This is a genomic window from Stenotrophomonas sp. YJH_SMC_29 (assembly GCF_059371235.1).
This window is the reverse complement of record NZ_JCAFUK010000003.1, coordinates 1-23,025: the sequence shown is the minus strand read 5'-3', so window position 1 is coordinate 23,025 and position 23,025 is coordinate 1. Positions and strand designations below refer to the sequence as shown.

Below are 23,025 nucleotides of genomic sequence, written 5' to 3'. Positions count from 1 at the left end.
AGTGAGCGAACCCAATGCGCCGCTCACGTCGCGGTGTCCACCGATACGGCAGACGAAGTTCGAGACAGAGCGCGCCCGCGCAGCAGGCGGAACGCGGCCGGAATGACGAGCATCGACAACAGGGGCGCGGTCACCATGCCGCCGAGCATCGGCGCGGCGATGCGCTGCATGACCTCTGAGCCGGCGCCGGCGCCGATGAACAACGGGAACAGGCCGGCGAAGATCACGGCGACGGTCATGGCTTTGGGGCGCACGCGAAGCACCGCGCCTTCGCGGATTGCGGCTTCCAGCGTGGCGACCGTGGCCGGTTCGCCCGCGGCCAGATGCCGTTCCCAAGCGTGGCGCAGGTACAGCAGCATGATCACGCCGAACTCGGCGGCGACCCCGCCGAGCCCGATGAAACCGATCATCGTTGCGATCGACACGGCATGACCCAGCATCCAGATGAGCCACAGCCCGCCGACCAGCGCCAACGGCAGGGTGAGCAGGATGATCGCGACCTCGCCGAAGCGCCGGAAAACCAGCCAGATGACCAGAAAGATGATGGCCAGTGCGGCCGGTACCACCCACTGCAACCGGGCCAAGGCGCGCTGCAGGTACTCGTACTGACCCGACCAGGCGATGCCGTAACCCGGTGGCAGCTTCACCTGCACGGCAACAGCGCGTTGCAAGTCGGCGACCACCGATCCGAGGTCGCGGCCAGCAACGTCGACATAGATGTACCCGACCAGGCGGCCGTTGTCGCTTTTGAGCATGGGTGGCCCGGGGCTCAACGACACGTCGGCTACCTGGCCCAGGGTGAGCTGCACGCCACCGGGTGCGACCAGTGGCAGCTGTACCAGCGCATCCAGCGAGTCGCGTTGTCCACGCGGGTAACGCAGCACGATCGGGTAACGCTCGCGGCCTTCGATCGTCTCGCCGATCGGATCACCGCCGACCACGGTCGCGATGAGCGTCTGCAATTCGGCTTGGCTCAGGCCGTAGCGTGCTGCAATCCCCGGGCGGATGTGCACGTCGACATAGCGCCCGCCAGTGACGCGCTCGGCCAGCGCGGAACGCACGCCCGGCACGGTCTTGGCCACGCGTTCGACGTCGCTGCTGAGCTGCTCAATCACGCCGATGTCCGGCCCCGATACCTTGATGCCAATCGGGCTCTTGATGCCGGTGGCGAGCATGTCGACGCGATTGCGGATCGGGGGCACCCACAGGTTGGTCAGCCCCGGCACCTTCACTGCAGCATCGAGTTCGGCGCGCAACTTGTCCGGCGTCATCCCCGGCCGCCACTGGTCGCGAGGTTTGAACGTCACCGTGGTCTCGAACATCTCGATCGGTGCCGGATCGGTAGCTGTCTCGGCTCTACCAGCCTTGCCGAACACGTGCGCGACCTCGGGCACGGTCTTGATCATGCGGTCGGACAGTTGCAGCAGTTGCCGGGCCTTGTCCGCCGACAGGCCCGGCAGCGCCGTGGGCATGTACAGCAACGTGCCTTCCTCCAGCGGCGGCATGAACTCGCTGCCCAGGCGCGTGTACGGAATCACGGTCAGTAGCAACAGCGCGCCGCTCAACCCCAAGGTCAGGCGCGGATGCCGCAGTACCCAGTCCAGCACCGGCCGGTAACCGGCGATCAGCACCCGGTTGATGGGGTTCTGCTGCTCCGGGCGGATGCGGCCCCGGATCAAGTAGCCCATCAACACCGGAATCAGCGTCACCGACAGGACGGCAGCGGCGGCCATCGCGTAGGTCTTGGTGTAGGCCAATGGTGAGAACAGCCGACCTTCCTGCGCCTGCAACGCGAACACCGGAATAAACGAGAGCGTGATCACCAGCAGGCTGGCGAACAACGCGGGGCCGACTTCAGCGGCGGACTGCGCCATCAGCCGCCAGCGCGCTTCGCCTTGTGGTTCATCGCCGTGTTCCTCGCGCCAATGCTCCAGGTGCTTGTGCGCGTTCTCGATCATGACGACGGCCGCATCGACCATGGCACCGATGGCGATCGCGATGCCGCCCAGCGACAGCAGGTTGGCGGTGATGCCCTGGTAGCGCATGACGATGAACGCGGCCAGCACACCCAGCGGCAACGTGATCACCGCCACCAGCGCCGAGCGCAGGTGCCAGAGGAACAGTGCACATACCAGAGCCACGACCAGGAACTCCTCACCGAGCTTGTGGGTAAGGTTGCGCACGGCTTCGTGGATCAGTTCGGAGCGGTCGTAAACCGGCACGATCTCCACGCCTTTGGGCAAGTTGGCCTGCAAATCCTTCAATCGTGTCTTGACGTTCTCGATTGCGGTCAGCGCATCCTTGCCGGTGCGCAGCACGATCACGCCACCGGCGACTTCACCTTCGCCGTCCAATTCGGCGATGCCACGGCGGAAGGTCGGGCCGCGAGCGATGGTCGCGACCTCGCCGAGCAGCACCGGCACGCCCTCGGTCGTGCTGACAATCGGCACCTGCTCGAACGCGGCCTGGCTGCGCAGATAACCTTCGCTGCGCACCATCAGCTCGGCTTCGCCCTGTTCGATTACCGAACCCCCGGTGGCGCCATTAGCCGCATCAACGGCGTCGACCAGCTGCGCCACGGTGAGGCCGCGGGCGGCCAACGCCTGCGGATCAGGCGCGATCTGCCAGGCGCGTACCGCGCCGCCGATGCTGGCGACCTCGGCCACGTCGGGGATGGTCTTGAGCTCGTAGCGCAGGAACCAGTCCTGCAGGGCGCGCAGCTGGCCAAGATCATGCTGGCCGGTGCGATCGACCAGCGCGTACTGGTAAATCCAGCCCAGCCCGGTGGCGTCCGGGCCGAGTGCGGGACTCACGCCTTGCGGCAGCCGGTCGCGCACCTGACTCAGGTACTCCAGCACGCGCGAGCGCGCCCAATAAAGGTCGGTGGCGTCATCGAACAGGATGTAGACGAAGGAATCACCAAAGAACGAAAAGCCACGCACCGCCTTGACGCCCGGCACCGACAGCATCGTCGTCGCCAGCGGATAGGTGACCTGGTCCTCGACGATGCGTGGAGTCTGCCCCAGCCACTGCGTGCGGATGATCACCTGCGTGTCGGACAGGTCCGGCAGCGCGTCCAGTGGCGTGTGTCGCACCGACCACACGCCGGCGATGACGAGCAGCACGGCTGCCATCAGCACCAGCACACGGTTGGCGATGCAGGCGTGGATCAGGCGGGCGATCATGGCTGCTTCTCCGGGCTTGCCAACGGCACATCGCGGATGGTGCAGTCGGGCGCCGCACCCGGTCCGAATTTCGGCACCAGTTGCATGTCCATGAAGGGCGATTTGCCGGGCTGGTCGAAGTGCTGGCCCGGCTTCATCGGGTCATACCAGTACTGCACCGGGCACGAGCGCGGCGGTGCGACAGCAGCGGGCTTTGCCGGCGTCGATGTTGGGACGATTTCCGGCGCGCTACTCGGCGATAGTGCTTTCATGGGCACTGCCGGCGACGCGGTTTCCGGTGCCCCCAGACGTTCCAGTGCGCCGGACAGACTGGCCTCGGAATCGATCAGAAATTGACCGGAGACCACGACATGCTCGCCCCCCTTGAGTCCGGTCAGGACTTCGGTGCGACCGTTGCTACTGCGCCCCGTCGAGACGCGCACCGGACGGAAGCCGCCGCTGGCGTCCTGCACGATGACGCGACTGTCGGCACCGGTCGCGATCAGTGCCTCGGTCGGCACCAGCGGAACTGCCGTGCCGGCCTGCGGTTGCAACGTCACTTCGGCGAACATGCCCGGCGCCAACACACCGTCAGGATTGCGCAGCACGATGCGCGCCCGCTGCGTGCGGCTGGCGATATCGACCAGCGGCAACAGCGCTTCGACTTCCCCGGCGAAGGTCTGGCCGGGTATGGCGCTGACGATGGCTTCCACCGATGTGCCGGGGTGCAGGGACGTGGCGCTGGCCTGCGGAATCGCGGCTTCCAGCCACAGGGTGTCGATGCCGTTGACGCGGAACAGCGGTGTGCCTGGCATCACCGTCTGGCCTTCGCGGGCGAGCACTTCGGTGACGACACCATTACTGGGTGCACTCAGCGTCACGCTGCCGTCGCGGGCCATGCCACTCGGCACGCCCAACACGCGCAGGCGTTGCTGGGCGGCAGACTGCAGCTCCCGCGCCGAAGTCGACTGCGCCTGGCGCAGCGCCTGGGCCTCGGCCAGGGCACTGCTCCAACTCGGTGCCAGCAACGCCGCCAGCGGCTGGCCACGCGCGACCTTCGTGTACGGAGCTTTCACCTGCACCCGGCTCACGATCCCTTCGACACGGGCGCTGACTACCGATTCCTGACGCAGGTCCCAGGTCAGTGTGCCCGGCACGCGCACCGTGGACGCCAGGCGACTGACTTCGACGGGCGCGGTGCGAATGCCGACGCTCTGCTGCAGTCCGGCGTCGATGCGCACGCCGCCGCCGGCAACTTCGTCGGCGTACTTGGGCACCAACTGCATGTCCATGAAGGGCGACTTGCCGGCCTTGTCGAAGTGCTGGTCCGGCACCATCGGGTCGTACCAGTACAGCACCTTGCGCTCGCTCTGACTCGCCATCGGCGCGGCAGTCATCGGCTTCATGTCTGGACCGACGCGACGCTGCGCCCACCAATAGCCGGTGCCGAGACCTATGGCCAGCAGTGCAACCGCGGCAGTCGCCAGCATTAAACGGGTCGTCGTGGACGTCATGGTGTGCTCTCCTCGGGCAGCAAATAGGCCAACGCTGCCCAGGCGCGGCCGAGTTCGCCCAAGTGGCGGGCGTGTTCGATATGCAATGCAATTTCGTCGCGACGCGCTTCCAGCCACGGTTGCAGGTCACCGCCACCGGCGTAGGCCGCTAGCGCGCTCTTCGCGCGGTCATGGGCCAGCGGAAGAGATTGGGTTTCCTTGCGGGCCACCTGGCGTTGTAGGCCCTGCCAGTCGGCCAAGGTGCGGCGTACGGCTTCGGTCTGGACGCGGCGGGCATCTTCGCGTTCGGCGGCCACCGCATCCAACTCGGCACGCCGCGCCGCCACGCCGCGGTCCTGCCGATTGCGCGGAAACAGCGGCAGGTCGATGGCGAACTCGACCATCAGCATGTCGCTACGGGAAACACCGTTCGGCATCCGGTCACGTTGCCCATAGGTCACGCCGAGGCTCCAATCGGGCCGCTTCTCGGCGATGGCAGCGTCGACTTCCGCTTCAGCCAGGGCTTCGCGCGAGCGCCATGGCAGCAGCGGCCCTTGGCTGTCGATCGAGGCCAGCAGCGTGGCCGGATCGACAGGCAGTTCCGTCAACTCGGGCGGTGCATCCTCGGCTTCCACATCGACAGGATCCACGCCAAGCCACCGCGCCAAGCCAGCGCGAGCGGCTTCCAACGCGGCCAGCGCGGCATCAATCCGATTCTCCAATTCCAGCGCCGCCGCTTGCGTGGCCAGGGTGTCGGTCACCGTGCCAGTGGCACCCGTCAAACGCCCCTTGGCGGCGTGGACGGCGATGGAGGCCGGTTCCCGCAGGGTCTGCAGCGCAGCAACTTCGCGCTGAGCAGCCCACAGGGCAATCCAGGCCTCGGCCGTGCCTCGCTGAACCGCCAACTGTTCGGCCACCGACAGCGCCTCGGCTTGCTCGATCCCGCGATCGGCTACGGCCTGACGCGCTTGGCGTTTGGCGCGAGCCGGGAACGCCTGCATCACGCCGATCTGCTTCATGGTCATGTCGTCGGCACGAAAATCGAACGCGTCGGCGCCGGTGACCGGCCAGTTGGTGAGGCCCAGCGTCAGCTTGGGATCGGGCAAGGCAGCGGCGCGGACAGCTTCTTCCTGGGTCGCCGCAATTTGTGACTGGCGCGCCTTGAGCAAGGGAGCGCGCTCGGCCGCCAGGCGCTGCGCGTCATTGAAAGAGATGCCAGCCGCGATGGACCAGGCAGGGGTGACCATGAAACCGATGGCCAGCATCCACGCAGGCCAACGACGAGTTCTGCACTGGCGGTGCAGTGAGAATGGAAAGGACATGAAACCTCCGAACGTGCAACGACGAGCGCGCCGCCGAAATCGTCAGCGCGGGAATAGGTCGCGGTCGGGGGCTAGATCTGCAAGCTACAGAAGCGCTGCGCCGGCGGTGGATCGGACTGGCAGGTGGGCACGTCTTCGTAGTACTGGGCCTGCAACGGCGGCAGTAGTGTCTCGGTCAGGGTGAAGTGACGCGCCGGCAATGCCAGCGGCGGGACCTGCGGGGTTTTAAGGTCAGGTTGGGCGACATGATCGCGCTGACAGTGCTGGTCGCACAGCACTGGTGCGGCCGGGTCTGGCATCTCCATGCCTTCGCAGCCGGCCATCATCATCTTCGGCTCCGGCGGCGTCTCGGCGATCGGGCACGCGTAGGCGGCCAGCGCAACCTGCTGGAACAGCAGCGCAAGCAACGCCAGCCAAGCAAAGCGCAGACGGAGTGATCGAGTCCGGAGCGCACGCAGTTTCATGGCCATTTCTCGCAATACAACGCGACCCCGTGGCCAGAGGGCACCACGGACAGACTTCGCGTGAGAGGGGCCGAGGACTGGGGCATCGCCAAGCAAGTGTACTGCGGACTGTTCGCTTGGAAGCGCACCGAATCCCGAAAGTTCCCGGCGCAGGCCATTTCGTACTACTTGGCGGCCACTAAGTACCACTTGCGAGGGGTCAGGCGGGATAATCCGCCATTATCCCGCCTGATTTTTATTGCAATCTAAGGCTAGTTCTGATCTTGAAATAGTATGTAATTACGTGGTATGTAATACATTACGAAATCGTCCGGAGAGGATCATGGCACGTGGCGGCTTGTACAAGAGCGATATCCAGAAGGCCCGTGACGCCCTGCGGGCGCAGGGCAAGCACCCCTCGGTCGACGCCGTGCGGGTGGCACTGGGCAACACGGGCTCCAAAACCACGATCCACCGCCACCTCAAGGAACTGGAAGAAGAAGAGGGCCAAGGCCCGGGGGCCAAGGTCGCGGTCAGCGAGGCGTTGCAGGATCTGGTCGGCCGGCTGGCCGGACGCCTGCAGGAGGAGGCCGATACGGTGGTGACCGAGGCGCGTCAGGGCTTCGAGGCCCAGTTGCAGGAACGCAGCCAGGCCTTAGAACACCAGCGGCAGGAAGGCGCCGCGTTGAGCGCCCAGTTGCAGCGCACCGAGACCGCGTTGCAGGCGGAAAAGAGCGAGCACACGACGACGCAAACGGCACTGGCCGATGCCACCATGACGATCCGCCAACTGGAAGAGCGCATCGCCGGCCTGACCACGCGCCTGGCCGAGCACGAGGCCCACGCCCGATCATTGGAGGAAAAGCACCAGCATGCCCGCGAGGCGCTGGAACACTACCGAACCTCGGTCAAGGAGCAGCGTGACCAGGAACAGCGCCGGCACGAACACCAGGTCCAGGAACTGCAGGTCGCCCTGCGTCAGGCCAATGAGGCCCTGACCGCCAAAAACCACGAGCTGCTGCAACTGAACCGCGACAACAGTCAGTGGCTCGAACGGCACGGCCGCCTGGAACGGGAATTGACGCAAACCCGCCAAGCGGCGCAAGCCCAGCAACAGCAATTGGACGCATTGCGACAGACAGCGGTGGAGCACCAGGCCCTGCAGGCACGGTGGGCGCAAGATCTCCAGGCCTTGGAAGCCGCACACACCGAACTGACCGGCGCCCGCACGGATGCCGCGAAGGAACGGGAGCGCCGCGAGCATGCTGAAGCGGAGGCGCTGCGCGCCGGGGTCCGGTTGGAGACGTTGGAGCAGTTGCTCGCGCAATTGCGCTTACAGGAAGACAAGCCCGAACCGCCGGAACGATCGACAGTCCCATCCCGGCAGACTCGGAAGACCTAGCCTGTGGCCGGCATGATGGAGCGCAAGCTTTCGCTATGAATCAACTGCACGGCTGTTTTTTGCATGAATCCCTGCCGACCCTCTAGCAGGCGTCGCCGCCCGCGACTGAAGACCTTGGTAGTTGCGTGACCCTGCTGGTGGGCGCTCACCCTCCGGGGGCGGGCACGACCGTCACCTCTTTAGCCACCTCTCGAAGTCAGCAATAAGAGTGCCCAACGAGAGTCCGGTCAATCGAGCAATGTCTCGGAGCTCCATCAGGGCGATACGGCCGCACTGTAACAGGTCAATTTGACTGTCACCGAGCCGCGTTACGCTTAAGTGTGTCTGTTACAGTCGCTTGTATGAACGACTTCCACGCCGCTGCCCGCTACCTCCGGGAACTACTACCCGACATGGTTGGTGAGCTCGAGCGCGGGCCCAGTTCCAAGGCATTCACCTTGCCTCACTTCCTCGCCAGCCTGTTCGACTTGGCCGAGATTGACCTGCTGGGACACCGGGTGCTGCTGGCCAACGTCTTGGTGCAAGCGGAGCCGATGCCACCTTCTCGCCTGATTGCGCATGTGCATCGACTAGCCGAGAAGGCCGGCTTGAGGGTCATTCTCGTGCTCTCGGGCGTGTCACCCTACATCCGTTCCAGGCTCATCGAGTATCGAGTGGATTTCATTGTGCCAGGCAGCCAGCTCTTCGCTCCGAGCTTCCTGATGAGCTTGCGCGAGCGCGATAGCTCTCCATCGGTCCCACTGCCCCTTGGGAAGCAGCTGAGCCATCCGGCACAGGCGATTCTGATCGCCGCACTGCTGCGACCGGACTTTGAGGAGGGCGGCATGCCTGGGAGCGTCCAGTGGTCACCGCTCGAGCTGGCACGCGAGGCAGGCTATTCGCGCATGACTGCATCGCGGGTTGCCCGTGAACTGGTGGCGGCTAACCTGGTCAGCGCCGACCGCGAAGGCCGGGAGACGAGCCTGCGGTTTCTGGAAACGCGCCGAACTGCTAGATAGCCTTGATCGCGAGCAAGGCGAGAAACTACCCCCGATCTCTAGCCGCTACCGCCGACTGGGTCTATAGACATCACTCTCTTTCGGCGCGATATTCTCGCCAGCCGAAGGAGCCTGTGTCTTGAGCATTCTCAACGTTCTTCTGCGCCCAGATCAGCTCCTAGTGGCAGTCGACACCTTGGCCGAAGACGCCCAAACAGGCAGGAAGTCGTCTGGCGCCAAGCTGTTGCTTATTCCCCAACATAACGTGGTCCTAGCCGCGCGGGGAAGCTCCCAGTTCTTTCTGCGAATCTACGAGCTATCCCTGCAGGCCAGCTTCAGGGCGGACTTCACCATGGAGCAGCTAAGCAGAGAACTCGGTCTGGTCATAGACAAGCTCTGGCCAGCCTACGAGCGAGCGGCGCTTGAGGCTGGCATTGAGCCAAATGCTTTGGCATCAGAGTTGGTTCTGGGCGGCTGGTCGTCTAAAGCGAGTCGTATCGTTGCAACTGCTTACGCCAAGCAGAGCAGCGCGGCCCCCGCAGTCGTTCAACCGCTCGAGGGCGGCCTGGCTTCCCCTGGGCAGCCGCTGCACGGCAGGGAGGGCAGCTTTGCACCCGAGGCAGTCCTTCAAGCCAGTCGCATCCAGGCGGCGTGCCTCAACAAGACAACGGGCCGGCAGGTGTCGGGTGGGCACGTCTTGGCAGCCGTCTTACGGGAGAGGCAAGCGGTCATATACGATCTCGGTCCGATCTAGGCGAGTCGAGCCTACCTCTAAGGCCGCGTAATGAAGCAGTTTGGCATGTCTACTTCATGGTGACACGTAGCACAAACAGGACTCCGATACACAAAGCAGTTGACAAGGTTGATGCGACCAGGGCGCGCGCAGCATTGCCAAACATCCTTTTCTGCAGCGACCTGCGATTCCGTCGCAGGGCAGGGCGCAACAGCAGCCACAAACATGCCGGGAGCAGGATTAGAGGCGAGGCCAATGCCTTTGGAAGCAATGGCTCAACGGCGGAGCGATGGCTGAGGAACCATGCGAAACCAGCAGCAGGAAGGCCCAAGTACAAGGCGATTGAGCTGATCTGCACGACGTGAAATCGGAAACCAACTTTCGGTCGAGCCCTTACATCCAAGTGCGTGACCATGATTTCCAGCCGATGCATCAGCATGGCAATAGTTGCAGTGAAGAGGATCAAAGCTGCAACAAGCGCCACATAAACGGGGCAAGCGAACTCGAGTGCAGTTTGGAACTGATCAAATGCAACTTGCCCGCTCTCCGCGACCGCTTTAGCCTCACCCATGTCAAGGAGCCACCCCTGGAGCTCGAGACATGCGGTCGCCCAGGGACTTGCCGCCGCACTGACCAGCGCGAGAACACCAAGAATGCGCTGCAAAAGCTTCTGTTCGGGTATCTCAGCAAATGACCGAGGATCACCCCAAAGCGGAAAGGCTAGCAGTAAGGACCGGGGATGCTTCGCGGCCCAGCTGCGCATCTTGCGCCGCCGCCTCCAAGCGATAGCCTTTACGTACCGAAGCTTCTGTAGAGCGCCATCTTCCACATCGGACAGTCGCACCGAAAGGCGATAAGCCCCACGACAAGCCCATCGAAGACATTGAGGAGTGCGCTTGAGCGCCTTACGTAGCTGCTGTGGAGTGGGCCGGAGAAATGTCTTCACATCAAGAACTGTAAAGACGTCGCTTCTCCCGGGTCTACACCACAGCTCACACCTCACGGTTCCACGAAAGAGGCTAAAGTTTCGACCCGACCCGTCAATGCCGATCCGCGTCACGAACTCCCGAAAGGGTCTACCCCCTCGAACCCGTTGACCGCCTGTCACCGGCGCATGCGCCTTTTCACGACCGGCCTGCAAGAAGCGTGCGCCTACCGGCCCGCCCTGAAGAGGCTTTAGTCCTTGATTCGCTTCTCAAAGTTTGTGATCAGCTTGCCCAGCGAAAGGCCTGTCAGGCGGGCGATATCCCTCAGCTCCACCACATCAACCCTCCGCTTGCCTGTCTCGACGTCACTGATGAATGACTGACTGCGGCCCAGCATGCTCGACACTTGAGCTTGGGTGAGACCAGCAGCTAGCCTCGCGTCGCGAACAGCCTCAATCAGGGCGGCGTACTCTTTGCGATGGATGGACTTCGACACGGCCGCGCCTTGGTTGAGCGGGCTAAGAAGCTATATCCAGTTCTCCGATATCTAAAAACCCGATATTCTGTCATCTTCATTGACAGGGGGAACGCATGAGCAAACATCCACGCCGCCTCATCACCGCGGCCGGAAGCAGAGCAACTTTCATCCTGGCAACCGCAGCGCTGCTAGCTGCTTGCGGTGGGCCGACTGACAAGAAGATGGTTACGAATGGAACCCAGCAGCAGTACCGGGAGTCTATCGACGCTATCGACGCGGAACTCAGTGACCACGAAAGAGCGGCCTTCAACTGGGCAGTCGCTGGGATGAACCTTGAAAAACTGAACCAGGCCTACCCAAACGCTTCTGTAAGACAGGTCGTGAGAGGGCAGGTCAAGCACATCAGGGATGCCAATCCAAAGGAGATAGGAGCGCTACGAAAGGAGGTCACTGATCAGCTTCCTACTGTTGCCGAGCTCCAGAAGGTCACTGCGGTTGATACCGTGTTTCTGATGGAAGACAGCTTCTTTGGTCCAAAGCCGGTCATCACCGCCCGAATCGTCAACCGCTCGACACTGCCATTGAGCGAGGCGAGCTGGAATGCGGCGCTTTACATAAATGGCGATGCACAGCCTGTAGCTACGTCGAAGGTGCGCAGCGACTTCCGCTCCATCGAGGGCCTCAAGCCCGACCACCATGTAACGGCTCGCTTCACTGTCGGATTCGTCAAGGGCGACCACGCATGGACCACGCTGGCAATCCGTCAAGCTGCATCCACTCGCGTGGAACTGGAGATGATTCCAGAGACAGCCTTGGACTACGGCGATAAGGCTTATCTGAGCGCCAACAACCAGGAGCGCATTGATTCTCTGGAACGCCAGCTCAAGCAAGCCGACGAGTTCGAAGACATCTAATGTCATCGACCCAGCCGAGGGTTCACGCCCTCGGCTCGGCTTGGTGGCAACGCCTACCTTCGCCCCAATGAAACAGGACCACAAATCAATGCGCCCGACCATCCTCGCCATGGACTTAGAGGGAACGCTGATCTCCAATGCGGTAAGCCAGATCCCGCGCCCGGGCCTCTACCAGTTCTTGGAATCGGCGAAGTGCCTGTTTGATGAGCTAGTCATCTTCACAACAGTCCCGGAACCGAAATTTCGTCAGATTGCCGATCTGCTGACTTGCGAAGGAGCAGTCCCCAGCTGGTTTGGCAACTTGGCTTACACAAGATGGACGGGCCCGACGAAAGATCTAAGCAACGCTTCTGCAGACATCGGCTCGGCGTGGCTGCTGGACGATTACGCACCCTACGTCCACCCAGGACAGGAACAGTATTGGGTACAGATCGAGCTTTTCGGCTCGCCATACCAAGAAGATGACACAGGACTGGACGACGCCATGGCAGCAATCCGGAAGAGACTGCGTGAGTGCTTGTAGGCTGCCGGAGATCCTGAAGAATCTCCGCGCCATCCTTTAGGCAGGGGCACTCTGCTGACACGCCTGATCCCGCCTTGGGCTGGTAAGCAGGTGCACGCCCCGGTCAGATGACCAGACACCGTAGCTGGCCATGTACCTGGCGCACCCCGGGTAGGCCATTGCACACCATCAGATCCAGCGCTCTGCCGCCGGCAAGTTCGCCGTTTGCGTGAGTCCGCCTAAGCCAGGTATCCGCCTGATCGGGATCGGTGAAAATGGCGTGGAGTGCACTGTAGATTCCCAGGAGCAACGAGATGCGCGTGATCGCATCGACTCCCAGCGTCGCCAGATCGCCCTCCTTCCAATGAGAGAAGTCTGCGCCACTGGGGCAACCCAGCAGTAGCAACTGCTCGCTGTCGGTAAGTTTCCATGCTCTCGCAAGCCCCACGAACGCGCGAAAGGCCGGTCCACGGAGCTCCTCCAAGTTCGTCATCAGCTTGATCTACGTCTCGTCATGGACAAACGGCAACCAGGGAGGATCGCTCCGCTGGTCGATTGGGCGCCGGGGCTCAGAGATGCAGGAGGCCCCTTGGAGCGCTACAGCCTCCAATTGCTACTGGGTTCGAGCCAATACCTGATGCCTAATGGCAGGAAAGTCTCCATCGCCACATCCAAGATCAATGGTTGACGCCAGGCTTGGCTAGGCAGGAAGCAAAAATCCTTGGCGCCCAAGATCCCAGCTTGTTCTCGGCCGGCCAACCAGATGCATCTCCGGCCAATCTCGCGGTCCAGCGCTAGGCGCGCCGCCGCCTCATCCAACCCGCTTTGAATGAACTCCGACGCAGCGTTACGCATGCTAGCCCAGAGCACATAGCGCTTGCGTCCCAAGCTGAGTGCGTGCCACTCAGGTGATTCAGTTGACGTAAGCCCGTCGCCAAGACTTGGTTCTAGGCGATGCTTTCGCAGCAGATTTGCCAAGTACGCACGTGACTCGGTAGCGGCGAGCGATACGCCCAGGCTCCGCCTGACACCCGGAGAACAATCAGCCGCCCAGCGACTCAGAGCACTGGTCAACGCCGCTTCTACGTTTACGTCTTGGCGGGACCACGGCGACCGGTAGGACCACGCCAAAGGCTCGTACAGCGACCTTGCTGCATCCCGAGAACGTTCCACCGAAACACGATGCAGGACGCGCAGTGCAGCAAGGGTGTCAAGCGCCTGTGAGGCCAATCCCTCGGCGGCTACCGGCGAGCTAGCCGTTCTTGAGCGCTCTAGCGCGCACCACGCGCACGCGAGAAAGGGGCCTATTGAACGAACGAAATTGTCCAGTTCTGGCCAGGGCGAAATGAGGGTCGGTTGGCTAACGACATAGGCCACACAGCCCTCAAATCGCGATACCAGCTGTGAGGATAGCAACCTGCCAACAGACTGTCTATCTGACTTTCCGATATTGATCCTCGGGCATCATCTCCAGCTCACCGATATCTGAACATCCGATATCCTAGCTGCCCTGCGATTGAGCGGGGAGCGCGCCGACGCGCGACGTAGAACGTTACCGGATGTTGGGAGAGCCGATATGATGCGCACCAGTTTCAGCCACCCGTTACTGATCGCAGAGTTGCCCGTTGGCGCCCATGGAGGCGCCATAGGGGTGACATTTGCGCCAGGCAAGTACCAAGAAATCGCCATGACTGGAGCATGGGCGAGAGACCTAGATGTGGACGTCTTGGCTATTCGCGACTGGGGCGCCACTCACCTAATCACCTTGCTTGAACCTTGGGAGTTCAAGGACCTTCGAATCGAGAGCTTACCGGCGGTAGTGGCGGGGAAGGGCATCTCTTGGCACGGACTGCCAATCACTGATGGAGCGGCACCAGACGACAGACTGCTCAAAGATTGGCTACAGCTAAGTGCTGATCTCGTCGCTGACATGCTGAGTGGTCAAAGGATCGTGGTCCACTGCAAGGGAGGCCTAGGACGCGCGGGAACGGTCGCTGCAATGCTTTTGCTACAGTCTGGAGAGGCCAAGCAGGCATCCGATGCTATCCACATGGTGCGGCATGCCAGGCCCGGCGCAATTGAGACCATTGCTCAAGAGGAGTTCCTCGAGTACTGGGCGAAGAGCCTACACCCGGTGGGAGTTTGACCACTAAGGTGCGCAGTCAGGAACTCAAGGGCGAGTTGGATGTGGATCTAGAAATCGAGGGCGCCTCAGGTGTGGATCCAGAGATCGAGGGCGTCTGCAAACCTAGTTGCCTATGATCTTGTCATCGGAACATTGGATCTTCGCGAGGGGTCAGGGCACATCAAAATGCGCTGGCTCGAAAGCTAAGAAGCTTTCACTCGCACGCATCAGGATCTGGTACTGGCGCCGGACCAGCGAAATTGCTGACTGGTGCAGGGTAGCCTCCAGGGACTGTCATGCCAAGACGCGATGTCGATGTAACGAATGGCGACTCAGCCAATGCGTGCCGCCTTGGGAGTTACGATCTGACTGCACTCCTGACCGAGGCGAAACGCCACCACGTACAGGACCGTGGCGTCCATCGGCACACCTGAGCCCATCCGAATGACGACCGTACGCTGACCGTGAAACAGTGACACTCCCTGCTCCCGCAGTGTCTCAATGTGCTGCTGCAGCTCCTCGTAGATATCTAGCTTGTCGACTTCTGAGTACAGGTCGTGGCAGTCGCGATACTCACGGTAGTAGTCGACCAGTGCAGCAAACTCGCTCGCCGCCTCGCGCGATAGCTCGAAAGCCGGTTCGGACAGATCCATGTCGCACGAAACGATCAGGCGGGCCAGCTCGCGCCCCGCAGTCAGCGGGGACACCGCCAGGGTGATGTAGTCGCGCTCGAACTGCGCTTGCGCCACCTGCAGTTCCTCGTCCGTCGGCAGCGAGAATGGCTTGTTGAGTGCATCGATGTCATTGAAATCGAAGGCGCGAGCCAGTGCGCGACGGGTATCGAAACTGGCCGAGTCGCCCTGCTCAACCCGCTGAACTGTTCGCACGTTCAGGCCCGAGATCTCGGCCAATTGTTCTTGCGACCAATGACGCAACTGGCGGAACTGTCGAATGCAGTCGCCAACCTCAGCAGCGGTAAGCAGGCGAGGCGGGGTCTTGGTGGTCATAAAAGATAACTCCGGAGGGGTAGGGAGCCCAGATTAGGAGCGTGCCGAGCTTGGAAACACGACAGTCCCCCGACAGGGCCCCGACACAGATCAACTGCCAGGCCTTGGCCCAACGAGCGGGGCGCAACTGCCGAGGCACTCACCATAGACCCCACCTTAGACGCGCAGGCGAGCCGGGACTGCTCTGTGGCGAGGGCTGTTGGGTAGAGCCCCCATCAAGTCGAGGAGGGGGGCAATGGCTCCAGCTCTGGCAGAACACCCTCAAATTGACGATGTAGTGCATTCATCCATGCCAGAACTGGTTCACTTGGCCACAGGTGGGCCAGATTCAGAAGGGTTAGCATGGCAAGAGCATTGCTGTTCATGACCACCCCCTCCAGAAGCGAGCCCGGGTAGCCATTCAACTGCCTTGCCAAGGGGTGAATCCCGGCATGGAGATAGGAGTTCAAGCCGACATACAAGCGTTGCCTAGCTCTGCCCAGTAACTGTGATGCTCCTCGGGGCCCAGAGGTCTCAAGCTTTACGAGCATGTCCTGAACGCCAGGGAGCCTCTTTGCCGCTTGCTGACTCTCCAGAGTCAGGGGCGCCAGAAGCTTCTCTATGTCGGCGTCGGTAGCTGCATGACATGCCCAGGTTGCACGCACGAGGGCCTCATACTGCGGCCGGACCAGCGAGATTGCTGACTGGGGCAGGGTAGCGGTCAGGGAGTGTACTGCCACGGCGTGATCAAGGGACATCTGGCAAAGTGCCGCCACCGCCGTCGATCTTCGGTCACGTCCATGCTCTATCTCCATCCAAGCGGCTCGAATTTCACCCAAGAGCTCTAAGGAGCCCTCCAGCACAGACGCCCGATCCTGGTCAGCCGATTGAGGCACAAGTCATCCTAGAATCGTGATCTGCAGGCAAGAGTAACGGCTCGTCCATCGGGCAAAGCCCTCAGTTGGCCGGCTGGGCTGCAGCATCTGTTAGCCGGTAATCTCTGCATTGCATCATCCGTGCATCAGCAATTTCTGCGTTGCGTCAGTCGCAAGTCAAGTTCTTCTGCAATGGACCGTCTTGCACTGAAATTTTATTCCTCAAAAGCTGAAATCTCTGCAATGGCACCCTAAGAATGTCTGCGATGAACAGCGTTCTGGTCCGCGCGCGATTGCTTCCTATATTGCAACCATACGCTCAGCCAGCCAACCGCCGGGATCCATGATCGCGCGAGCGGACGATCCCGGTCGCAAATGGCTGGCTGCCGTCACTCTCGTGGCTTTGAGCGATCAAGGGGAGCAGTCTGGCCCACGTGTCGAACAGAAGCCTTGGATCTTGGTGGATCAGAAGCGAAACCCGCAGCGCATCTTCCATCGCCTTGAGGTAGCCGCGGCGTATCTCAAGTGCGTTCTCGCAAGCATTGGGGCGACCAAGAATTTGTGTGATCGCGGAGGCCATAGCAGTCTGGACAGGAGGGGAGGGGAAGGCGATAGTCTGCAAACGTCTAGACGATCCCGCAATGAGCATCCTCAACGTTCTCCTCACTCGTGACCACCTCGTCGTCGCAGCGGATACCCTGGCAGAGGATGCTCTCACAGGGGCGTATTCCGCGGGGGCAAAGCTGCTGCTGATCCCTCAGCACAACGTAGTGCTTGCTGCGCGCGGGTCTACGCAATTCTTCCTCCGCATCTACGAGCTTGCACTGCAGGCCAGCTTCCGCGCAGATTTCACAATAGAACAGCTATCTGCCGAGCTAGGGCTGGTGGTGGACCAACTCTGGCCGAACTTTGAGAAAGCGGTTAGCGAAGCGGGATTGCCGATCGAGCAACTCGGGACCGAGTTGGTGCTTGGTGGATGGTCGTTGAAGAACGGCCGGATGATGGCCACGGCGTATGCGAAGAGTGACAGCCGGCGCCCTTGCGTTGTCCAGCCGATCGGGGGGCAGATGGCGTCGCCGGGCGAACCGCTCCAGGCCGCGACCCCTAGCATGGCCCAGGTGGATCTGCTGGCCCATGCGCGTCTCCAGGTCAGCTACCTCAATGGGCAATTGGGCCGGAAAGTAGCAGGAGGTCGACTGCTAGTTGGGTTTCTGCAGAAGGGGCAAGCCCTGCTCAAGGATCTAGGAGAGATCTAGGTCGCGGGAGTCAAATACGCTAGGGGCTGAAATCGAAGTTCAGGTCTGGCCCTAAGGCAGAAGGCCAAAGCAGACCAAGGTCGTCCGTGGATTTGGGATGTTTATCGAGGGCAGGGTGGATGTCCGCTTCTGGCCGGAAGCGGACATTGGGCGGCGACCGGCCCGGTGATGGCATCCGCCTTCGACCCAAAGCGGGCATCGTTCTCGACACACCTGAGTTGATCCGTACTCCAAAGCCTGTTTCCGCTACCCCTTGTAGTGCTCGACGTAGAGCCCCAAAGCTGCCAACGACGCATACACGGCGGACCCAGCGTTGGTCGCGTACAAGGCAAAGGGAACCGGAGGATCGCAGGGAACTGTTGCGATGAACCACGGAGCTGAGCTCGTCAAGCTCGTCCTAGGTGATGTGAGGAATCCTAGCTCCCTACGCATACCTAGCGCCTCGCGGACGTACGCCTTGTTCCAGCCGCCAGTCTTGCACGAGACCCCAAGAAGTAACTCCGTAAATGCGGGATAGCGACGGGTCTTAATCGGACGATATACACCGACGTCAATCTCGTGACGGTCAGCCGCTTTGACCACCGTCGTGCCTTTCCAGCTATGGCTTAGTGTGGTGACCTGCACTGAAATCCTAATCTCGAGCTTCTCAGTAGACGTAGATCCACTGATGTAATCGTGATCCGGATGGTTTGCTTTGCATGGAGATCCTCCAAACGTCAGGACGCCTGCCATCTTGGGGGTACACGTGAGCTTGTAGCCCGCACTATCGATGATTCGCAGAAGCCTAAGCAGCACCCGAAGTTCGTAAGCCTTTCCTTGCGCGTAGGGAGACCCGCTCGCCTTAGCACGCGAAATGGCTGCTTTCACAGCGTTGAGGATTGCTAACTTACTGATCGTCACAGTCGCGGTCCTCGTGGCGCGTGTTCCTCGCGAGGGTCGTCCGGTGGCAGATATCGAGCGATATAGGCCTCAAGATCTGCCTGCTCGTGATCCGTCAAACGCTGGGGTGATACAGTTGGTAGATGTGACCGGATTGAGCGAACTCGGCGACCTTCTGGTGTCTCAACAGTGTAATGAACGTCCTCCAGTCCGGTGAGACCTTCGACCAGCTTCCCGATCTCACCCAAGGTTTGCGAGAGGGCGTCTTGGGTCGTCACAGGTCTAAAATCGAGAACCGCCGCAAGTGCGGCTGCAGCTTGTGCATTCGTGTCGTCCTCGTAATCAGACATCGCCTGAACAATCGCGGAGCGAAGCGATCTAACAATTTGTGGATCAAGCTCAGACGCAAGGGCTAGCGCCTTCCCTATCTCCCTAATCACCTCTTCACCACCTTGATCTTCTGCCATTCACAACTCCACAGCTGTAGACATTAACGGGCCGCGCGGGATGAACCGCCCGGATTCTCTAAATTCAATTGCCGAAGGTTGCCGTTGGCAATGTTCCTTAAGAGTAAGGCACAGTGCGGTTTGGTTCCATAAGCGGATCGCGCTGGCTGTATCCCGAAGTGTGCGATGACGCCGAAGCTGGATAGTGTCGCTGAATTGGACCATCAGGCACTTAGGTCTGAGCCCTGATACAGATTGATGATATGACTCCAAGTCGCGTACGGGCTGCGAAGAGCACCGGCTACTTTGGTCCGCTTCTGACCGAAAGCGGACATTCGTTTAACCAAGGGTGAAGGAAACTTTTAGGGCCAGGATGGACTTCAACTCTCTCGTTCGCTCGCTTCTATCCGATGCGAAGATGCGCCGTAACAAGCCTCTGCGAGACTAGTGCGCGAGCCAGGTCGCTGACATTGCTCCATGGCCTATGACGTGCCCCGCACCCGCTGGTCAAATGGAACCGCCCTCGGCACCATGGGCACGACCATCTAAGGAGTTCTTCATGCTCTACCAAGATAAGTACGTCGCCTTCATCGACATGCTCGGGTTCTCCGCACTTGTCCAAGAGTCGGCAGCCGACATGAGCAAGCTTGATGAAATAGCAGAGGCCATCGACAGACTAAAGAACACAGCGTGCTGCAACCCAGCAACAGGACTTTTGTTCACTTACTTCAGCGACTGCATCGTCATATCAAGCAGCCGCTCTCCTGCTGGCCTTGCCGACATCCTGAGCTGCATCAGAATGTTGGCCGAGAACCTGCTAGTGGTTGATATATTGATACGTGGAGGGCTCACAGTTGGAAGCATTCATCATGATTCTCAGATGATCTTCGGACCGGCGATGCTGGACGCCTATCGCATGGAATGTAAGGAAGCACGCAATCCCATGGTGCTCGTGAGCGAAGAGGTGCGATCGGATGCTCGCGCTGCGGGGTTAAGCAACCTGTTGACGTGGGATGACGAAGAGCCAGACCGCCACTATGTCCACTATCTGATCTCGTACAGCGCTTATGACTCTAATCCAAGGGCGGGCGTCGTGATTCTCGATAGCCAGGCCGCTCTCATCCGGCATTTCATCGCCAAGAGGCTGCTAGGCGCTCCGGGTAAGATCCTGGATAAAGCCGAGTGGATGGAACGATATTGGAACGAGAAGGTGGCGACAGGTGGAATTCTCGGACGTGTTGACAGGGTCGCAGACCTTGTTAGGCCCAATGCGCGACCATTTCGCAGCAGACTCGCCGTTCTAGCACCGCAACCGGGCGCCACTAGTGTGGACTAGCGAATCAGGCAAGCAGCTGCCGATTCCTTGCAAAGATTCAATTCAATTGGCCATACGGAAGCACGTGCAATCCCTGATGGCAGTCGGGACCACCATCTCCCCATTGCCAGCCGCGTCTGAACCAGCGCCCGGAACGCTTCAGCGGAAGGGGCTGGTCCCTTCCGCTGGTGCCTGCCCTGGTTGCACCGGCTATGCGCGGCCACCACGTTCCCGGACACGTCTCTGCCCCCGTCCTGTTGGGCCACCAGGTGCTCGGCGGTGCATTGAAAGGCTCGGGCCTTACTGGCCTTCAGCCCGAGCTCTGAGGGTGCAGTGAGCCACATCGGCAGGCCGCAATAGAAGCAACGGCCCGATTGGGCGTAGAAGGCAGAAGTGCGAAGGGATCTGCGGCGTTTGGCGGTCATGGATGGCTCCGGAATCGAAGGATTCCCGTGCCCCCATTGGGTGGACCTCGGGCACCCGGAGCCTATTGGCTATGCGGGCACAACACCGGCGCTTTATAGCGACTGGCTAAGGCGTTATAGCTCAGCGCTTGAGCCGCTACAAGGCCCAGATGCCGACCAGAACGGGAGGGAGTCACCGACGCCCAGTTAAGGTCAAAGCTTGGTCAGGGGGGCGAGCGACGCGCTTGAGCAGGTGGAGCGGGGCGTGGCGCGTCACCCAGGGAAGTCGCGGTGTTGTAGTCCTGCTCAACCCGCTGAACTGTTCGCACGTTCAGGCCCGAGATCTCGTCTAATTGTTCTTGCGACCAATGTCGCGACTGGCGGAACTGGGAAGTGCAGGCGACAAGCTCTGACCGATCAGGTGCGCAGTTGGGAACTCAAGGGCGAGCTGGATGTGGAGCCAGAAATCGAGGGCGTCTTAGGTGCGGATCCAGGAATCAAGGGCATCTTTGGGGGAGATCTGGAAATCGCGGGCGTCCTTGTGGGGAAATACGGGCGGACAGCTGTGGGATCTGGGGCGTTTCCGTTGTGGCAGTCACCGCCCTTGGCTGATGTGGGCTTGCATGGGCCTGGTGTGCGCTTACAACGGCAATGCCTGGGCGCTGCTGGCGCTGCCGGCGTTGCGCCTGGCTCACTTCGACTGGTCTATCCCGAGGTCCGGACGGGCCTTCTATGCCTACTACGTGGGCCACCTGGCACTTTTGGTCGTGCTTGCCGCTATAGTCGCAGCATGAGCAGACACTTTGACCTTCATTACTGGTTCGCTCGGTGGATGGACTGGGCTTTCTCGCGGCGCAGGGCGTGATGCGTCACGCAAATAACTGAAATCAGGTACTATCCCCCCGAATCTGGAGGGGAATATGGATATTCGACTTGGGGCGATTTGCGTATTGCTTGCCGTCACCGGTGCAGTGTCAGCGCAGCAGATTCATTCGGCGAGAGGTCCCGCGCCAAAGCCCATTCCGGCAGCGCCCAAGGCGGCGCACAACTCGATGGCAAAGACCACGACGCCTTTCAACTGCCAAGAATTGGCCTGGCCGAATCACCCGCACCCTGGAATGAAGGCTTATTGCGAGCGCATTGAGGCGCGCACATTGTCAGATGAGGCGCGCCGCGCCGGTCGCCCTGGCCCTTCGGATAGTGTCGTTTCACTTCCTCCGCTCGGTTCCGATGCTGCCAAACGCTCAGGCTTCGCCTGTATCGGTGGGCAGGCATTCCGCAAGCTTCCCAATGGCTGGTCGCAGGTCTCGTCGCCTGCTGGTGGCTGGCAGCGCTGCCGGGAGCAATGATTCGGGGTGTAGGGGCAGCGCCCCTACGGAAGCGCCTCACACGCGCTGGCGAGGCCTCGGCCCCGGTACTGGCAGGACTGCCGCCACCGGATCGGCGTCAGGGCCAGCCATCACCTTGGACAACCGTCGTTGGCGCCGTGCCATCAATGTGGCCACGTCGATCACTCCGGCCGAATCCATTGTGCTGGAAGGCTTTTCGGCGGGCGCCGATCGCAGCTGCGCCATCATCCGTCGCCATTCCTGCGCTTGGCAGGCGGTGAGCGACAGCCAGGCCAGATCTTGCGGCTCCAGTTCGCGGCCTTCGGGCGTGATCAGGCGATCACCGAGGAAAGAAAAACCGGCCCAAGGGCCGGTCAAGTCGATACGGTGGTGCGGGTCGAACTCAATCATGCCGCGATCTCATCCTTGGCCGGGGTTCCAGGGCGCAGGCAAGAGCCGAGCCAGAGGCCCAGCCATTGCCAGGCGGAGCCGACGAAGGAGGACCAGCGCTGACCGAAGCGCCTGATGCCATTTCGCATAATGTATATTATGTTCAGATCGTGTTGGCGTGGCTGGCACGGCTCTTGCCGTCCCCACGGCTCCTACTCTGGCATGGAGCCTGATCGTGCGTGATCGGAAACTGACCGGCCCATGGGCCGGTTTTTCGTTTAAGGCTGGCCGACTGGTCACCCCCGAAGGCCGTGAGCTGCTTCCGGAAGATCTGGCGTGGCTGTCACTCACTGCCGCACAGGCACAGGAATGGCGCCGGATGATGGAGAGCGGCCGAGCGATCGGCAAGCCCCGGAAACCCTTGTCCTTCAACGCCGCCAGCGTAGTCAACCTCTCCGATGCCCTGGCACAGCGCCGGAAAAAGCGGTCATCGGTGGCGATGGCTGGTCCCGACGCCGAGCCACCAGCGGCAGTCCTGCCGGTGCGGGGGCCGAAACGCCGCCAGCGCGTGTGAGGCGCTTTCGTAGGGGCGCTGCCCCTACACCCCGGCTAGAATGCGCACAGGACGCCTTGGGGGCCATATGGAACGCGAACGACCAGACTACCT

General features: G+C 61.4%; 24 protein-coding genes and 1 pseudogene. 11 read left to right on the top strand and 14 right to left on the bottom strand.

The window, feature by feature from the left end:
* Positions 1-23: 23 nt before the first annotated feature.
* The 4 genes from AC5P9I_RS04670 to AC5P9I_RS04655 all read right to left on the bottom strand — a co-directional run bounded on the left by AC5P9I_RS04670 (position 24) and on the right by AC5P9I_RS04655 (position 6,443).
* The gene (locus tag AC5P9I_RS04670; protein ID WP_014647105.1) at positions 24-3,185 is read right to left on the bottom strand and encodes an efflux RND transporter permease subunit; all 3,162 of its coding nucleotides are present in this window, start codon (positions 3,183-3,185) and stop codon (positions 24-26) included.
* A complete protein-coding gene (locus AC5P9I_RS04665) occupies positions 3,182-4,678 on the bottom strand; it encodes an efflux RND transporter periplasmic adaptor subunit (protein WP_041863412.1) in 1,497 nt (498 codons plus the stop codon). The genes AC5P9I_RS04670 and AC5P9I_RS04665 overlap by 4 nt, the downstream gene beginning before the upstream one ends.
* Positions 4,675-5,979 carry a TolC family protein gene (locus AC5P9I_RS04660; protein ID WP_235434913.1) on the bottom strand — a complete coding sequence of 435 codons (1,305 nt, stop codon included), beginning with the start codon at positions 5,977-5,979 and terminating at the stop codon, positions 4,675-4,677. The genes AC5P9I_RS04665 and AC5P9I_RS04660 overlap by 4 nt, the downstream gene beginning before the upstream one ends.
* Before the next feature lie 71 nt (positions 5,980-6,050).
* On the bottom strand, positions 6,051-6,443 hold the full coding sequence (locus AC5P9I_RS04655) for a hypothetical protein (protein ID WP_080053033.1): 393 nt from the start codon (positions 6,441-6,443) through the stop codon (positions 6,051-6,053).
* A 322-nt stretch (positions 6,444-6,765) separates the two neighbouring features.
* Here AC5P9I_RS04655 and AC5P9I_RS04650 point away from each other — a divergent pair, with 322 nt between their 5' ends.
* From AC5P9I_RS04650 to AC5P9I_RS04640, 3 genes are all read left to right on the top strand, one after another.
* Positions 6,766-7,824, top strand: coding sequence for a DNA-binding protein (locus AC5P9I_RS04650; protein WP_014647101.1), 1,059 nt, complete (start codon positions 6,766-6,768; stop codon positions 7,822-7,824).
* Between the two features lie 341 nt (positions 7,825-8,165).
* On the top strand, positions 8,166-8,822 hold the full coding sequence (locus tag AC5P9I_RS04645) for a hypothetical protein (protein WP_187756736.1): 657 nt from the start codon (positions 8,166-8,168) through the stop codon (positions 8,820-8,822).
* Between the two features lie 118 nt (positions 8,823-8,940).
* The gene (locus AC5P9I_RS04640; RefSeq protein WP_235645437.1) at positions 8,941-9,555 is read left to right on the top strand and encodes a hypothetical protein; all 615 of its coding nucleotides are present in this window, start codon (positions 8,941-8,943) and stop codon (positions 9,553-9,555) included.
* A gap of 49 nt (positions 9,556-9,604) precedes the next feature.
* On the opposite strand, the gene AC5P9I_RS04635 is transcribed toward AC5P9I_RS04640, so the two are convergent.
* Positions 9,605-10,297 carry a hypothetical protein gene (locus tag AC5P9I_RS04635; protein ID WP_187756738.1) on the bottom strand — a complete coding sequence of 231 codons (693 nt, stop codon included), beginning with the start codon at positions 10,295-10,297 and terminating at the stop codon, positions 9,605-9,607.
* Between the two features lie 413 nt (positions 10,298-10,710).
* A complete protein-coding gene (locus tag AC5P9I_RS04630; protein WP_187756739.1) occupies positions 10,711-10,956 on the bottom strand; it encodes a helix-turn-helix domain-containing protein in 246 nt (81 codons plus the stop codon).
* A gap of 95 nt (positions 10,957-11,051) precedes the next feature.
* Between AC5P9I_RS04630 and AC5P9I_RS04625 the strand changes: the two genes are divergently transcribed.
* Both AC5P9I_RS04625 and AC5P9I_RS04620 read left to right on the top strand, forming a co-directional pair.
* Positions 11,052-11,852, top strand: coding sequence for a hypothetical protein (locus AC5P9I_RS04625; protein ID WP_187756740.1), 801 nt, complete (start codon positions 11,052-11,054; stop codon positions 11,850-11,852).
* 88 nt (positions 11,853-11,940) lie between these two features.
* Positions 11,941-12,375, top strand: coding sequence for an NIF family HAD-type phosphatase (locus tag AC5P9I_RS04620; RefSeq protein ID WP_187756741.1), 435 nt, complete (start codon positions 11,941-11,943; stop codon positions 12,373-12,375).
* Positions 12,376-12,478: 103 nt separating this feature from the next.
* Here the strand turns inward: AC5P9I_RS04620 and AC5P9I_RS04615 are convergent, their stop codons facing one another.
* A complete protein-coding gene (locus tag AC5P9I_RS04615; RefSeq protein WP_187756742.1) occupies positions 12,479-12,847 on the bottom strand; it encodes an antitoxin Xre/MbcA/ParS toxin-binding domain-containing protein in 369 nt (122 codons plus the stop codon).
* A 1,083-nt stretch (positions 12,848-13,930) separates the two neighbouring features.
* Between AC5P9I_RS04615 and AC5P9I_RS04610 the strand changes: the two genes are divergently transcribed.
* Positions 13,931-14,500, top strand: coding sequence for a cyclin-dependent kinase inhibitor 3 family protein (locus AC5P9I_RS04610; protein WP_049445212.1), 570 nt, complete (start codon positions 13,931-13,933; stop codon positions 14,498-14,500).
* Between the two features lie 311 nt (positions 14,501-14,811).
* Here AC5P9I_RS04610 and AC5P9I_RS04605 read toward each other — a convergent pair whose 3' ends face one another.
* The 3 genes from AC5P9I_RS04605 to AC5P9I_RS04595 all read right to left on the bottom strand — a co-directional run bounded on the left by AC5P9I_RS04605 (position 14,812) and on the right by AC5P9I_RS04595 (position 16,920).
* A complete protein-coding gene (locus tag AC5P9I_RS04605) occupies positions 14,812-15,486 on the bottom strand; it encodes a helix-turn-helix domain-containing protein (RefSeq protein ID WP_049445214.1) in 675 nt (224 codons plus the stop codon).
* A gap of 215 nt (positions 15,487-15,701) precedes the next feature.
* Positions 15,702-16,223 carry a DUF6988 family protein gene (locus AC5P9I_RS04600; protein ID WP_414608567.1) on the bottom strand — a complete coding sequence of 174 codons (522 nt, stop codon included), beginning with the start codon at positions 16,221-16,223 and terminating at the stop codon, positions 15,702-15,704.
* A gap of 436 nt (positions 16,224-16,659) precedes the next feature.
* Positions 16,660-16,920: a hypothetical protein gene (locus AC5P9I_RS04595; RefSeq protein WP_049401600.1), complete on the bottom strand. Its 261-nt coding sequence runs from the start codon at positions 16,918-16,920 to the stop codon at positions 16,660-16,662.
* Between the two features lie 61 nt (positions 16,921-16,981).
* Here AC5P9I_RS04595 and AC5P9I_RS04590 point away from each other — a divergent pair, with 61 nt between their 5' ends.
* A complete protein-coding gene (locus AC5P9I_RS04590; RefSeq protein WP_033835133.1) occupies positions 16,982-17,596 on the top strand; it encodes a hypothetical protein in 615 nt (204 codons plus the stop codon).
* A gap of 896 nt (positions 17,597-18,492) precedes the next feature.
* Here AC5P9I_RS04590 and AC5P9I_RS04585 read toward each other — a convergent pair.
* Entirely contained in the window at positions 18,493-18,942 is a 450-nt protein-coding gene (locus AC5P9I_RS04585; RefSeq protein WP_141653545.1) for a hypothetical protein, read from the bottom strand.
* 538 nt (positions 18,943-19,480) lie between these two features.
* Between AC5P9I_RS04585 and AC5P9I_RS04580 the strand changes: the two genes are divergently transcribed.
* Complete coding sequence (locus AC5P9I_RS04580) at positions 19,481-20,257, top strand: hypothetical protein (RefSeq protein WP_032966761.1); 777 nt, start codon at positions 19,481-19,483, stop codon at positions 20,255-20,257.
* Here the strand turns inward: AC5P9I_RS04580 and AC5P9I_RS04575 are convergent.
* Complete coding sequence (locus AC5P9I_RS04575; protein WP_323162603.1) at positions 20,254-20,580, bottom strand: HNH endonuclease; 327 nt, start codon at positions 20,578-20,580, stop codon at positions 20,254-20,256. The two genes, AC5P9I_RS04580 and AC5P9I_RS04575, sit on opposite strands and share 4 nt — an antisense overlap.
* 284 nt (positions 20,581-20,864) lie before the next feature.
* A pseudogene (locus AC5P9I_RS04570) lies at positions 20,865-21,017 on the bottom strand (hypothetical protein); the annotation flags it as partial.
* A 246-nt stretch (positions 21,018-21,263) separates the two neighbouring features.
* Here AC5P9I_RS04570 and AC5P9I_RS04565 point away from each other — a divergent pair.
* Positions 21,264-21,434 carry a TraX family protein gene (locus tag AC5P9I_RS04565; protein ID WP_495217313.1) on the top strand — a complete coding sequence of 57 codons (171 nt, stop codon included), beginning with the start codon at positions 21,264-21,266 and terminating at the stop codon, positions 21,432-21,434.
* Between the two features lie 126 nt (positions 21,435-21,560).
* A complete protein-coding gene (locus AC5P9I_RS04560; protein WP_130768074.1) occupies positions 21,561-21,989 on the top strand; it encodes a hypothetical protein in 429 nt (142 codons plus the stop codon).
* Positions 21,990-22,025: 36 nt separating this feature from the next.
* Here the strand turns inward: AC5P9I_RS04560 and AC5P9I_RS04555 are convergent, their stop codons facing one another.
* Positions 22,026-22,379: a DUF3653 domain-containing protein gene (locus AC5P9I_RS04555; RefSeq protein ID WP_197585561.1), complete on the bottom strand. Its 354-nt coding sequence runs from the start codon at positions 22,377-22,379 to the stop codon at positions 22,026-22,028.
* A gap of 214 nt (positions 22,380-22,593) precedes the next feature.
* Here AC5P9I_RS04555 and AC5P9I_RS04550 point away from each other — a divergent pair, with 214 nt between their 5' ends.
* Entirely contained in the window at positions 22,594-22,932 is a 339-nt protein-coding gene (locus AC5P9I_RS04550) for a DUF3653 domain-containing protein (protein ID WP_235645421.1), read from the top strand.
* Positions 22,933-23,025: the final 93 nt, after the last annotated feature.